The 13,151-nt window shown below is 68.1% G+C and carries 14 protein-coding genes; 4 read left to right on the top strand and 10 right to left on the bottom strand.

The features are described 5' to 3' along the window. Positions 1-77: 77 nt before the first annotated feature. Positions 78-1,223, top strand: coding sequence for a thiolase family protein (locus AC5Y4Z_RS05220; protein WP_499961251.1), 1,146 nt, complete (start codon positions 78-80; stop codon positions 1,221-1,223). A gap of 67 nt (positions 1,224-1,290) precedes the next feature. On the opposite strand, the gene AC5Y4Z_RS05215 is transcribed toward AC5Y4Z_RS05220, so the two are convergent. The 6 genes from AC5Y4Z_RS05215 to AC5Y4Z_RS05190 are packed head-to-tail and all read right to left on the bottom strand — an operon-like array spanning position 1,291 to position 8,047. Next, on the bottom strand, positions 1,291-2,472 hold the full coding sequence (locus AC5Y4Z_RS05215; protein WP_499961250.1) for an acyl-CoA dehydrogenase family protein: 1,182 nt from the start codon (positions 2,470-2,472) through the stop codon (positions 1,291-1,293). Continuing rightward, complete coding sequence (locus AC5Y4Z_RS05210) at positions 2,473-3,525, bottom strand: acyl-CoA dehydrogenase family protein (RefSeq protein WP_499961249.1); 1,053 nt, start codon at positions 3,523-3,525, stop codon at positions 2,473-2,475. A gap of 2 nt (positions 3,526-3,527) precedes the next feature. Continuing rightward, the gene (locus AC5Y4Z_RS05205) at positions 3,528-4,358 is read right to left on the bottom strand and encodes an amidohydrolase family protein (protein ID WP_499961248.1); all 831 of its coding nucleotides are present in this window, start codon (positions 4,356-4,358) and stop codon (positions 3,528-3,530) included. After that, entirely contained in the window at positions 4,355-5,974 is a 1,620-nt protein-coding gene (locus AC5Y4Z_RS05200; RefSeq protein WP_499961247.1) for an acyl-CoA synthetase, read from the bottom strand. Before AC5Y4Z_RS05200 ends, AC5Y4Z_RS05205 begins: the two co-directional genes overlap by 4 nt. Positions 5,975-5,996: 22 nt before the next feature. After that, entirely contained in the window at positions 5,997-7,199 is a 1,203-nt protein-coding gene (locus AC5Y4Z_RS05195; protein ID WP_499961246.1) for an amidohydrolase family protein, read from the bottom strand. Between the two features lie 20 nt (positions 7,200-7,219). Then, positions 7,220-8,047 carry an enoyl-CoA hydratase gene (locus tag AC5Y4Z_RS05190; protein ID WP_499961245.1) on the bottom strand — a complete coding sequence of 276 codons (828 nt, stop codon included), beginning with the start codon at positions 8,045-8,047 and terminating at the stop codon, positions 7,220-7,222. A 188-nt stretch (positions 8,048-8,235) separates the two neighbouring features. Here AC5Y4Z_RS05190 and AC5Y4Z_RS05185 point away from each other — a divergent pair, with 188 nt between their 5' ends. Beyond that, entirely contained in the window at positions 8,236-8,487 is a 252-nt protein-coding gene (locus tag AC5Y4Z_RS05185) for a hypothetical protein (protein WP_499961244.1), read from the top strand. Further along, positions 8,480-8,719 (top strand): microaggregate-binding protein 1, encoded by a 240-nt coding sequence (mbp1, locus tag AC5Y4Z_RS05180; RefSeq protein ID WP_499961243.1) that lies wholly within the window; start codon positions 8,480-8,482, stop codon positions 8,717-8,719. The genes AC5Y4Z_RS05185 and mbp1 overlap by 8 nt, the downstream gene beginning before the upstream one ends. A 72-nt stretch (positions 8,720-8,791) precedes the next feature. Here the strand turns inward: mbp1 and AC5Y4Z_RS05175 are convergent, their stop codons facing one another. Continuing rightward, positions 8,792-9,799, bottom strand: a complete 1,008-nt coding sequence (locus AC5Y4Z_RS05175) for a dihydrodipicolinate synthase family protein (RefSeq protein WP_499961242.1) — start codon at positions 9,797-9,799, stop codon at positions 8,792-8,794. A gap of 24 nt (positions 9,800-9,823) precedes the next feature. Beyond that, entirely contained in the window at positions 9,824-10,621 is a 798-nt protein-coding gene (locus AC5Y4Z_RS05170) for an SDR family NAD(P)-dependent oxidoreductase (protein WP_499961241.1), read from the bottom strand. 149 nt (positions 10,622-10,770) lie between these two features. Between AC5Y4Z_RS05170 and AC5Y4Z_RS05165 the strand changes: the two genes are divergently transcribed. Then, positions 10,771-11,541, top strand: coding sequence for a TetR/AcrR family transcriptional regulator (locus AC5Y4Z_RS05165; RefSeq protein ID WP_499961240.1), 771 nt, complete (start codon positions 10,771-10,773; stop codon positions 11,539-11,541). A 19-nt stretch (positions 11,542-11,560) separates the two neighbouring features. Here the strand turns inward: AC5Y4Z_RS05165 and AC5Y4Z_RS05160 are convergent, their stop codons facing one another. Together AC5Y4Z_RS05160 and AC5Y4Z_RS05155 are read right to left on the bottom strand one after the other, a co-directional pair. Then, entirely contained in the window at positions 11,561-12,448 is an 888-nt protein-coding gene (locus AC5Y4Z_RS05160) for an enoyl-CoA hydratase/isomerase family protein (protein ID WP_499961239.1), read from the bottom strand. Continuing rightward, on the bottom strand, positions 12,445-13,104 hold the full coding sequence (locus AC5Y4Z_RS05155; protein WP_499961238.1) for a hotdog family protein: 660 nt from the start codon (positions 13,102-13,104) through the stop codon (positions 12,445-12,447). The genes AC5Y4Z_RS05160 and AC5Y4Z_RS05155 overlap by 4 nt, the downstream gene beginning before the upstream one ends. Between the last annotated feature and the right edge of the window lie 47 nt (positions 13,105-13,151).

Genomic DNA, 13,151 nt, shown 5'->3' with positions numbered 1-13,151 from the left:
TGAGTCTGCGGTGAGGGCGGGGCTTACTCGACTTTTCCCGCCACCAACGCAGAATCAACGAGAGAGGAGTGGCGCGCATGAATGATGTCGCGATCATCGGGGTGGGCCTACACCCATTCGGCCGTTTCGAGGGCAAGTCCGCGATGCAGATGGGCGTCGACGCGATCTTCGCCGCGGTCGCCGATGCCGGTGTGGAGTGGAACGACATCCAGGCCGCCACCGGGGGCAGCTGGACGGTAGCCAATCCCGACGCGATCGTCGGCATGGTCGGCCTGTCGGGCGTCCCGTTCACCAACGTGTTCAACGCCTGCGCGACGGCGGCCAGCGCGGCCAAGGCCTGCGCCGACGGAATCCGGCTGGGCGACTACGAGATCGGCATCGCCGTCGGACTGGACAAGCATCCGCGCGGCGCGTTCACCGAGGATCCGGCCCTGGTGGGGATGCCGCGGTGGTACGCCGAGAACGGCCAGTACCTCACCACGCAATTCTTCGGCATGAAGGCCAACCGCTACCTGCACGAGCACGGAATCTCCCAGCGGACGCTGGCGAAGGTGGCCGCCAAGAACTTCCGCAACGGCGCCTTGAACCCGAACGCGTTCCGGCGCAAGCCGATCCCGGAGGACGAGATCCTCAACTCGACGATGCTGAACTACCCGCTGACCCAGTACATGTTCTGCGCGCCCGACGAGGGCGCGGCCGCCGTGGTCATGTGCCGGGCGGACATCGCGCACCGCTACACCGACAAGCCGGTCTTCCTGCGCTCGGTCGAGGTGCGCACCCGTCGCTACGGCGCCTACGAGGTGAACACCACCTTCGCGCCGGTCGACGAGGACGTGTCGCCGACGGTGTACGCCGCGCGCGCGGCGTTCGAAAAGGCGGGTGTGGCACCGGGTGACGTCGACGTCATCCAGCTGCAGGACACCGACGCCGGCGCCGAGATCATCCACATGGCCGAATGCGGGTTCTGCGCCGACGGCGAGCAGGAACGGTTGCTGGCCGACGGGGCCACCGAGATCGGCGGGTCGATGCCGATCAACACCGACGGCGGGCTGATCGCCAACGGCGAGCCGATCGGGGCGTCGGGCCTGCGCCAGATCCACGAGCTGGTGCGGCAATTGCGCGGCGAGGCGGGTGATCGGCAGGTCGCCGGCGAGCCGCGGGTCGGGTTCGCTCAGCTCTACGGTGCGCCCGGCACCGCCGCGGCGACGGTGTTGACGACCTGATCTGCGCCGAGCAGACGCAAAAGCACCCGACACGCCGAGGATTTCGGTACCTTTGCGTCTGCTCGCGCTACTTCGGCGCCGCGTAGGCGGGCTTGCCCAGGCCGAGCACGTACTGCGCGATCATGTTGCGGAACACCTCGAGCGTTCCGCCGTAGATGCCGACCAGCGGGGCGAACCGGTAGACGTACTCCGCGGCCCCGTCGTCGGCCGCGCCGTCGGTGCCGAGCGGCAGCGTCGACGCGGTGCCGAGGATGTCCATCAGCTCCGGCGAGATGTCGCGCATCGTCTGCGCCAGGGCGACCCGGCCGAAGATGCTGGGCGCGCTGAGCGCCGCCTCCATCCGCGCGGCGCTGCGGCCCAGCCGGTAGGCCACCGACGAGTCGTCGATGAGCCTGCACCCGTTGGCATCCCGCTGGGCGACCTTGCCGGCGGCCTTGTCGACGGCGTCGGCCATGAAGCCGGCCTGGTGCATCATGATCGACACGTCCTGCAGCCCGTCGGGGGCGGCCGCCACCGCCCCGTGCTCGACGTTGAGCGGCTCGCGCAGCACGGTCCAGCCGGCGTTCACGTCGCCGAGCCGGTACTTGTCGTCGACGCGCACGTCGCTGTAGTAGACGATGTTGGTGCGGTCGCCGTCGATGGTGCGGATGCCCTGGATCTCGATGCCCGGAGAGTCCAAGGGCACCAGGAACATGGTCAGGCTCTTGTGTTTCGGGGCCTCGGGATCGGTGTTGGTGATCAGGAAGACGTACTGGCAGTTGTGGGCGCCGGTGGTGAACATCTTGGAGCCGTTAATGATCCAGCCGTTGCCGTCGCGCACCGCGCGGGTCTTGCAGGTGGCGATGTCGGATCCGCCCTCGGGTTCGGTGTAGCCCAGGCACAGCCGGACGTGCCCGCTGAAGACGCCGGGCAGCACCTCGTCCTGCAGCTCCGGCGATCCGAACCTGGCCACCGAGCGGGCCACCATCGCGGTGGTCCCCCACGTCACCCAGGGCACGTGCGCGCGCCGCTTCTCCAGTTCCCAGATGCGGCGACGCACCCGGCTGAACCCGCCGTCGGCCTCGGGCTTCCACTCCCGCTCGAGGTAGCCCGCGGCGCCCAGCGCCAGGTGCACCCCCTCGTCGAAGTTGTCGCCGGTTTCGCGGTCGCGGCGCCGGACGTCCTCGGTGACGTGGGTGCGCAGGACCTCGCGGGCCTCGTCGAAGAACGCCCGATCGTCGTCGGACAGCGCGACTCGTGAGAAATCCACCTATGCGTCCCTTCCCGAGTTGGCTTCGCGTGCGGCGACGAGTTCGCCGACGTACTTGGCGCTGGCGCCGGGGTCCCCGCCGGCCAGCGCCCACCCGCGGGCGCGCACCAGGTACGCCGTCGCGGCCGCCTCCGCCGAAACACCGAGACCGCCCTGCACGTGCACCGCCATGGTCGCCGCCTTGGCCGCCTCCTCGGCCATGAACACGAACGCCGAGGGCGCCAGCTCCGGGCGCTCGTCGGGCTCGTTGTCCAAAAACCACGCCGCGCGCCGGGCCAGATTGCGGCCGCCCTGCACGGTGATCGCGATGTTGGCCAGCGGATGGGAAATGCCCTGCAGCGTCGAGATCGGCACGCCCAGCGTGTAGCGGGTCTTGGCGAACTCCGCCGCGATCGTCATGGTCTCCTCCACCAGGCCCACCAGCGCCGACGCGGTGAGCACCCGCCATTCGTCCAGCGCCCGTTGGTATTTCGCCAGCGCGCCGGGTCCGCTGGCCAGCACGGTGCGCCCGTCGGCCGTCGCGGGATCGACCCAGGCCATCGGCAGCCGGCCGATGTTGTCCACCTTCGTCGGGCGGGTGGCGAACGTCAGCCGCACGACATCGCTGCCGTCACGCACGATGATCTGGTCGGCGATCGACCCGGTCGGGATCAGCCGGGGCCCGGAGACGTTGTCGTGCTGCGGGTCGAACGCCGCGAGTTGCTTGCCCGTGACGACGTCGCTTTCCATCGCGCCAAGCCGGGCCAGCAGCCGGGCCGCGCACACCTGGTCGATCCACGGCACCGGCGCCAGCGAGCGCCCGATCTCCTCGGCCACCAACGTCAGATCGACCAGCGTCGCGCCGTCGCCGCCCGCGGACTCCGGGACCGCCATCGTCGTCGCACCCATCGCGCACAACCGCTCCCAGAGGTTCTTGTCGAAGCCGGATTCCTCTGCGGCGCGGACGGTCTCGATCGGGCAGTGCGTCTTGAAGAAATCCCGGTAGGCGCTCTGTAACGCCTGGTGGTCGGCGGTCAGGCTGTAGTCGAGCCTGCGTAGTTCGTAACGGTCCATGCTCAGCGCTCCTCCTGGCCACCAAAGAAGAATTCATGTGCGTTGTTGTAGAGATAGTTTTCGAGCACGTCGGCCGGCAGGTCCAGCCCGGCCGCCTCGGGCACGACGCGGTGCATCCTCAGCACCGGCCAGTCCGAGGCGAAGATCACCTTGCCCGGTCCGCGGGTGCGCATGTAGTGCAGCAGGCTTTCCGGCAGCCGCTTCGGCGACCAGGCCGACGTCATCAGGCGCAGGTTGGCGTATTTGATCAGCAGCCGGATCGCGATGTCCCACCAGGGATCCGCGCCATGGATCATGCACAGCTTCAGCTCGGGGAACCGCACGCACACCCGGTCGAGGTGGATCGGGTTCTGCACCTCCCCCGGGATCGGCGGCCCGGGGATGCCGGTGTTGATGCACAACGGGAGTTCGAGCTCGGCGCACTTCGTGTAGAGCGGGTAGTAGACGGCGTCGCTGGGCGGGTACTGGCCGTCGCCCCAAAAGCTCGGCCCCACAGCGGCATACGCGACGGGAAGGTCGCGCACGACCGCGCTGAGCTCGGCCAGCGACGGCATCGGGCGCAGCAGGTTCACCCCGCCCATCGCCAGCGCGAAGCGCTCCGGCTTGGCCTCGACGAATTTGCGGGCGGTCACCGACGGCTTGGCGAGGTTGTCCATCAGGACGGCCTTGCGCACGTCGTTGGCGTCCATCTCGTCGATCAGCTCCGCCAGGTCGACGGGCGCGAACATCGACTGGGGGCCCTTGAAGTAGTCGTCGCGCACCTTGAGCATCCACGTCGGTTGCTTCTCGGTCTCGCCGAAGTGCACGTTGACCAGGCAATCGATCGCTTTCATGGGGACACCTTCGCTGTTGCGTGGCTTTTCGCCCAACGGTAGTCGGCCTTGCCGTTGCCCAGCCGGTGGACGTAGTCGACGAACAGAAACTCCTTGGGCGCCTTGAACCGCGCGAGTTGATCGGTGCAGTGCGCGTGCAGCGCCTCGGGCGCCACCTCGGACCCGTCGCGGAGTTCGACGAGCGCGACGAGTTCCTCGCCCCAGCGATCGCTGGGTCGCCCGACCACCAGCGCGTCGGCGATCGCCGGGTGGGCGCGCAGCACCTCCTCGACCTCCTCGACGAATACCTTCTCGCCGCCGGTGTTGACCACCAGCGAGTCGCGGCCGAACAGCCGCAACGTGCCGTCGGCTTCCAAGGCGGCGCGGTCGCCCGATATCACCACCCGTTTGCCGTCGATCACGGGAAAGGTCTTGCGGGTGGCTTCGGTATCGTTGAAGTAGCCCAACGGGATTCGTCCCTCCCGGGCCACCCAGCCCACCTCGGGCTCGCCGGGGGAAAGGAAGCGACTGTAGTCCTCGGACAGCACCAGCCCGCCCTCGCGCAGCACGAAGGTGTCGGCCTGTGCGTCGCGCCGGCTGTGGCCGAATCCCATGTTTCCGGTCTCCGACGAGCCGTAGCCGTTGATGACCGTGAGCTGGGGTATCAGCTCCACCAGGGCCCGCTGGTACTTGGGATTGGTTGCGGCGCCGCCGGTGCCGATCGCGTACATCGACGACAGGTCATAGGAGCCGCGGCGCAGTTCGGCCACCAGCGGCGCGGCGTAGGCGTCGCCGACCATCGTCATCATGCCGACCTTCTCGCGTTCCGCGGTCTCCCAAACCGATTGCGGGTCGAGCTTTTTGGCGGTGTCGTAGAGCACCACCGGTGTGCCGGCCATGATCGCGGCGAACGCCGTCCACATGCCGGCCGCGTGCATCAGCGGCGACACCGCGAACCATGGGGCCCCCGCCGGTGCCCGCACCTTGTCGTGGATCTCCTGGGCGTTGGCGTGATCGGCGCCCACCATCGACGACACGTAGATGTCGGACTGTCGCCACAGCACGCCCTTGGGCCGGCCGGTCGTGCCGCCGGTGCAGATCATCAGCAGGTCATCCGGCGACGCCGCCACCGATTGGTCGGTATCCCCCTGCGCCAGCGCGTCATCCATCGAGACGGCGCCGGGCAGCTCCGGGGCCGTGCTGCCGTCGTCGACGGACACCAACAGCTCCACGCCGTCGCGGGCGAGCACCTCGGCGAACTTCGCGCCGAGCGCGCGGTGGTAGATGACCGCCCGGGGCCGCACGTAGTCGAGCAGCTCGCCGACCTCGCGCGGCGTGTAGTAGTAGTTGATGTTGACCGGGACGGTGCGGGCCCTGAGGCACCCGACGACCATGTCGGGGTACAGATCGTTGTGCATCACCAGCGCGACGCGGTCCTGCCCGCATTCCCAGTTCTGCAGTTCCGACCGCTCGCGGTAAGCGCCGAATCCCTTGCCCGCCAGGAAGTTCGCCAGCCTGCGGGTGCGGTCGGCCGACTCGGCGAAGGTGCTGCGGCGGTCGCCGCAGATCGTCATCGTCCGGTCCCCGATGACGTCGGCGATGGCGTCCAGCACCGCGCCGATGGTCCATTCGCTCACGGGAGTACCCGGCCTCGCGTGATCAAGCGGCCGAACCGACCTGGACGCCGAGGAGGTCTAGCGCGTTGTCGCGCATGATCTTTCGGACATCGGACTCGCTGAACGCGGTGAGTTCCTCGGTGAACGACACCGGCGACTCCAGGCCCTCCCCGTGCGGCCAGTCCGAACCGAACAAAATCTTGTCGACGCCGATGAGCTCGGCCAGCTCCGGCAGGTCGTCCTCGTAGTACGGCGCGATCCACACGTTGTTGCGCAGCTGCTCCACCGGGTCCTCGGGGAAATGCTGGGGCTGGGTGTTGGCCGCCTTCTTCAGCCGCTTGATCAGCCGGTGCACGAAGTACGAGCCGTTTTCGATGCTGACCGCCTTCAGCTTCGGGTGGCGGGTGAACACGCCGTGCACGATCATCGACGCCATCGTGTCGTGGATGGCCCGGTCGTCGAGCAGCACCTGGTCCAGCGGATCCTTGGCGCCGAAGCCCTCGAACGTCGACTTGCCACCCCAGGCCGCCGCGATGTGCAGATAGCCGCTGTCGGACAGGTGAAATCCCACCGGCACCCCCGCCTCGGCCAGCCGCGCCCACACCGGGTCGTGGCTGGGATGGCCCAGCGAGCGCGGCTTGACCAGGCCGGGCACCGGCGCCGGGCGCACCAGCACCAGCTTGGCGCCGCGGGACAACACGAACTCCACCTCGTCGACCGCGTGGACGGGATCGGCGAGCGAGATGATCGGCGCGGCGATGATCCGGTGGTCGGGCCGGTCGAAACCCCAGTCCTCGTCGAGCCACAGGTTGAACGCGTGCACCGAGGCCATCGTCGCCTCGATGTCGTGCTTGAGCGCCTCCTCGACCCCGCAGCCGAATGTCGGGAGCATGAACACCATTTCGATGTCCTGGGTGTCCATCACCGCGATCCGGGCGTCGCGGTTCTGGTACTCCGGGTGGTTGGCCAGCCGCTCGACCTTCATCAGCGACGCCGGGTCGACGCCTTCGGGAATCTCACCGCGGAACAACAGGTCCAAACAGCCCGGCACGATGATCGGGTCGAAGGTGGGGTTGGGGACGAAATGGTTGACCCGGTCCCCGATCACCGCCCAGGTGCGCTTGCCGTCGCTGACCATCTGCACGCCGCGCCGCTTGAACCTCTTGTCCAGATGCCGGGTGAACGAATCCAGCGGCTCGTAGTAGTGGTTGTCGACGTCGATCGGTTGGTAGTTCAGGGCGGTCATGATGATCCTTTCCGGGCTGGTTAGGTGGCCGCCAGCGGCGGGAACCGCGGTGGCCGCTTCTCCAGGAAGCTGGTGATGCCTTCGATGACGTCGGGCCGCAGCAGCGACTCGTGCATGAGCGTTTCGGCGCGGGCGCTGACGTCGACGACCTCGCGCAGGGCGTCGCCGTAGGCCTGCCGCTTGATCACCGCCAGCGACGCCGGCGAACAGTTGCGGGCGATGTCGTCGGCGTACTCCAGCGCGCGGGCCATCAGCTGGTCGGGCGCGACGACCTCCTTGACCAGCCCCAGTTCGGCCGCCTCCTCGGCGAAGAACGTGCGCCCGGACAGCAGTAGGTCCATCGCCGCGCCCCAACCGGCGAGGCGCGGCAGAATCCACGAGATCCCGTACTCGCCAATCAATCCCCGGCGCGTGAACGCGGTGGCGAACTTGGCGCCGGCGGCGGCGAACCGGACGTCGCACATCAGGGCGTGGGTCAGGCCGATGCCCACGCACGCGCCGTTGACCGCGGCGATGATCGGTTTGCGCAGCGAGGTGAGGAAGTGTGGGTGGCGGTCGCCGACCAGCCGGGTGACGTCGGTGTCGCCGTCGCCCAGCTTTTCGTCGATGGATCCCGCGCCACCCAGATCCGCGCCGGCGCAAAACCCCTTGCCCGCCCCGGTCAACACGATCACCCGGACAGCGGGGTCGGCCTCGGCGCGGTCGATGCACGCATAGAACCCACGCGAGATGTCGGGGCCCCAGGCGTTGAGCCGCCCGGGGCGGTTGAACGTGACGACCGCGACGCCGCTCGACGGGGTCTCGTACAGCACCGCGTCGTCGGTGACCACACGGTCGGCGGCACTCATCAAACGGTCCCTCCCAGGGCTGACCAACGACGCGATTTTGTACCCATACTGTATACCTATCGGTACCGCATTCCACAACTGCCGCCAAACCTTCGGGAAACCCGGCCGGAACAGCGGATTTCCCGGTCTCGACGCGCTCTACCGCGCCCGGGGTTTCGGACGGTGACCCGGCGGGGTACCAGGCAGGGATGAATACCGCGGCAAGGACGCTGGTGCACCGGCTGCGCCAGGCGCGCACGGCGGCGCTGCGCATCGAGTTGGCGGTGACGGGCGCGCAGATCCTGTTCTGGGTCGCGCTCGCCGGGGGCGTCTCCCTGTGGGTGGTGCACCTGTGGCGCGCGCCACGCCGGCGTGAGGTTTGCGTCGGCGGCCCGGTCGGGAACCCGGAAGGGCAAGCCGTCCAACAAGGGTTTCAAAAAGGGGAGGAACACAATGGTTGACAGAAAGAGCGGCCCGATTGAGCTCGTCAGGGGCATCGTCGAAGGCGTGCTCGGCAAGGCCAAGGAATTCGTCGGCACGGTGCTCGGCCGCAACGACCTGATCAACGAGGGCGAGGCCCAGCAGGACAAGGCGGACGCGCAACGCGAGGCCGGGCGCAAGGAAGCCGCGGCCGAGAAGGCCCGCGGCAAGGCCAAGGCCTACGAGCAGCGCGAGCGGGCCGAGCAGCAGTAACGGCCAGTCGAAGGAGCGGACCCGGTCGCCGGCCGGGTCCGCCTTTTCGTAACCGATTGCGCCGCAACGCGGTCAGGCGTCGATGAGCCCTAGCCGCCGGTAGGCCTTCTGCATCTGGGTCTTCGCCTCGTCGGGCAGCTTCGCCTGCGGCGGGCGGGAATGCGGATAGTCGCCGATCGGCAGGCCCAGCAGCGAGGCCGCGTACTTGAAGGCGCCGCCCCAGTGGGTGAAGTAGTCCGACCGCCCGGGGTAGCACGTCCACCAGGACCCGACGTCGAGGTCGAACTGATCCATGCCGGAATCCCGCCCGTAGTCCATCGCCTCCACGAGCTTGTCGTTTTGGATCAGATCCCAATACTCCGAAAACAGCCGCCGCTGCGGGGTTTCGAACAAATAGCCGGCCGTGCCCAGCTGCGCCGGGCACACGAGCCCATCGCGCAGCCAGCCGGCCCGATACACCGTCCTGTCGCACTCCCACAGCACCAGGTCGGGCGCGAGCTCGTGCAGCATGCGACTGGCGCCAGGGCGGAAGGCGCCCTCCTTGGTGGCGCACACGGCGGTGACCTCGTCGTAGATCCGCGCGCCCTCGGCCGGGGTCAGCACGTAGCCCGAGGACGGGGAATTGAACATGCCCAGGGCGATGTCGGTGCGCGCGGCGACGTATTGGAAGAATCGCAGCACGCCCTCGCCGCCGTGGGCTTCCATCATCGGCGTCTGGATGTAGGCGATGTCGGCGCCGGCCCGCTGGGCATGCAGGGTCAGATCCAGACAGTCCTTGGCCGACATCGCCGCGGTGCACGCCTGCACCACCACGTCGGGGTTGACGGCCCTGGCCTCCTCGATTGCGACCTCCAGCAAGCGCTTTCGCTCGTCGAGGGTCAACGACCAGAACTCGGCGATGCCGCTGGTGCACCACAGCATCGGGTGGCCGAGATCGCCGACACAGTAACGCACCAGCGTCCGGTAGGCGTCCCAGTCGATGTCGTCACCGTCGTCGCCGCAGAACGGCGTGTAGAGGGAGTCGCCGATTCCCCGCAACGCACCGCGCGCCCAGGCACGCGCCTCGCTCGCCGTCGCCACAGCCGACTCCTTTCCGTCGTGACCTCAGGTGAAATCCGAACCGCCGTCGACGTTGACGTTGGCGCCGGTCATGTAGGAGTTACGCCGCGACGCGAGAAAGGCTGCGACGGGCCCGATTTCGTCCGGCAGGCCGGCGCGGGGCAGGTGCGCCGGGTGGCCGAAATGCTCGGCGATGGCGTCCATCAGGGCGTAGGGATCGTTGCCGTCGACGCCGACGGACGTCGCCCATCCGACCAGCGACTCGGACGCGATGCTGCCCGGCGAGACCACGTTGACCAGGATCTCGTCCTTGGCCAGCAGCAGGGACAGGTTCTTCGAGACGCTCGTCAGCATCGACTTGGCCGCCGTGTAGGCGGGCAGCAGGACGCTTTGGCGCTGGGTCGAGTGTGCGGAGAAGGTGACGATCCGCGCCCATTGCGCCTTGCGCAGCAACGGAAGTGCCGTACGGACGCAGCGCACCATCCCCATGACCCCGTCCTCGACGGCCTGGAGCCACTGTTCGTCGGTCAGCGCCTCGAAGTTGCCCGCCGCGCCGGGGCCGACGGTGATCACGAGGGCGTTGAGCTCGCCGCCCCATCGCTCACCGAGATCGGCGAACGCGTTGTCGACCGCGGCCGCGTCGGCGACGTCGGCGACCAGCCCGACGGCCTCGGGGCTGCCGCGATCGCTCAACTCCTTGACCGCGGCATCCAGCGCGTCGCGGCTGCGGCCGACGACCGCCACCCGGGCGCCTTCGTCGGCGAAGCAGCGCGCCGTCGCCAGGCCCATGCCGCGGCTGCCGCCGACGACCACCGTGGCGGCGTTGGCCAGCCCTAGATCCATGCCGTCAGCCCGGTCATCTTCGCCCGCCCAACGTTGTCCACCGAAAGCGTCGGTTTACCACAAAGCCTACGATAGGTATTACAGTAGCAGAAGGAAATAACGACGAAAGACGCCAAAGCCGCCGGTAAATTGTTCCAGGATAGGTCTGGATGGAGGTGCCCGTAGTGGCAAAGCAGGCAACCGCTGAGAAGCGCCAACGACGCGAACGCGGGTCCATCAACCCCGACGACATCATCAGCGGCGCATTCGAACTCGCCGAACAGGTTTCGATAGACAACCTGAGCATGCCACTGCTCGGCAAACACCTGGGCGTGGGTGTCACCAGCATCTACTGGTACTTCCGCAAGAAGGACGATCTGCTCAACGCGATGACCGACCGCGCGTTGAGCAAGTACGTGTTCGCCACCCCGTACGTCGAAGCGAGCGACTGGCGTGAAACGCTGCGCAACCACGCGCGCCTGATGCGGAAGACGTTCATCGGCAACCCGATTCTGTGCGACCTGATTCTGATTCGCACGGCGCTCAGTCCTAAGGCGGCGCGGATCGGCGCCCAGGAGGTGGAGAAGGCGATCGCCAACCTGGTCGAGGCCGGGCTGTCGCCCGAGGACGCGTTCGACACCTATTCCGCGGTTTCGGTGCACGTCCACGGATCGGTAGTGCTGAATCGCCTCTACGAAAAGAACCAGACGAACGAAAGCGGACCGCGCGCCATCGAGGACGCCGTGGCCATCGACCCGGCCACCACTCCGCTGATCGCCCAGGTGACCGGGCAGGGACACCGCATCGCGGCCGCCGACGAGACCAATTTCGAATTCGGCCTGAACTGCATCCTCGATTACGCCGCCGGCCTGATCCAGAAGCGCGCCAAAGGCGCCAAGTCGACGTCGTCCCGGCAGGGCAAAGCGGGCAAGGCCCACTAGCCGAATTGGATTGCCGCGCTTACGATTCCGGGGGCTTCGGCACGTGGAAATGCTCGTCGCGTAGCCGGAAGGCCTCCTTGGCGCCGTGCTGCGCGCGCGTCTTGACGAAGTTGAATTCCCCCGGGCCGAATTGCAGGTTGGTGCCGAAGGCGTGGAACAGGTAGCTGGCGACTTCCTCGCCGTTGTACGCCTGGCTCTGCTCGACCAGGCGGAAGGCTTCCTTGGCGATGACGACCCCGTCGGCGGGCATCTTCGCCGCCTTCTCCGCCCAGTACCGCGCGCGCGCCGTCACCGCGCCGGGTTCGCAAGTGTCGGTGAAGATTCCGAGGTGCTCGAGCTCGCCGGCCGCGACGATGTCACCGGTCAGCAGCAAGCGCCGGGCGAGCACCGGCCCCAGCCGATGGAAGAACATGTGCAGGCTGCCCAGCGCCGGTCCCAGGAAGCGGGTGGCGGGCATGCCGACCCTCGCATCGCGCGCGATCACGGAGATGTCGGCCATCAGCGCTATCTCGAAGCCGCCGCCCAGCGCGTAGCCGGCGATCTCGGCAACCGTCACCTTCGGAAAGCCCATGAAGTTGTGGTAGAAGCCAAACGACTTGCGGTCCACCGTGAGCCGCCGGCGTTGGCTGGGGCGGCGCTTGGCTTGCTCGTCGTCGGCCTTGCCGTACCAGCCGTACGCGTTGTTCATGTCGGCGCCGGTGGAAAAGACCCCGTCGGCCCCGCGCAACAGCACCACGGTGAGGTCGTCGTCCTCGGCCACCCGGTCCAGGCAGCGGGCGACGGTCTCGCGCATGGCGGCGTCGTAGGAGTTGCGCTGCTTGGGATTGTTCAGCGTGATCGTCGCTATTCGCCGGTCGGGATCGACGTCGAAGAGGACGCGATCGTCGGATGCGCTGGAGGCGCTCATGTGTCGGACTCCCTTCGCCGCCTGCCAAATCTGGTGGTGGCCAGCTTCTCCGGCGGCGACGCCAGCGTGTTGACCTCGCCGGTGCAGAGCACCTCGTCGCCGAGCAGCAACCGGGCCGTCGACGTGATGCCCCGGTCGACCTGTGTGCGCGCGATGTCGAATCGCAGCTCGGTCAGCAGCGGGGTGGGCCGGCGGAAGGTGACCAGCAACGATCGGGTTTTGCCGGATAGGCCGGTGACGCAATTGTGGTGCTGGATAACGCAATCGAAGAAAACCCCGAGGAAGCCGCCGTGGACCAGTCCCGGCGGGCCCTCGTAGATCAGCGGGAAGCTGACGGCGCCGACGGCCCGCTCGGGATCGACCTGGTCGAACCGGTACTCGGGAAAGCACGCGTTGTAGGCGCCGATGTCGGTGGCGTGGTTGAGGTATACCCGCCGGGGATCGCCGTCGGTCTCCCCGATTCGCGGCGCGTTGTCCGTCGGGGCGGCGGCCGACAGCTCGCGTTCCCACTCGGCGAACTTCGCGAGCATGTCGTCCACGGCGGGATGCGGGTGCTCGAGGGACACCAGCAGCGAGCCGAGGCGGCGCATGGCGCCGGCGGCCGCCACCGTCTGGTCCAGCGGCGCCTCGCCGAATCGGGCGTCCGTTGCGGCCATGCCTTCCCTCTTTCACCGGACTATTTCCGTCGGTAGCGTTTCCTTGC

Source organism: Mycobacterium sp. NGS63 (assembly GCF_059812295.1).
Note: the sequence above shows the minus strand (reverse complement) of the source record. Positions and strands in the feature narration are given on the sequence as shown.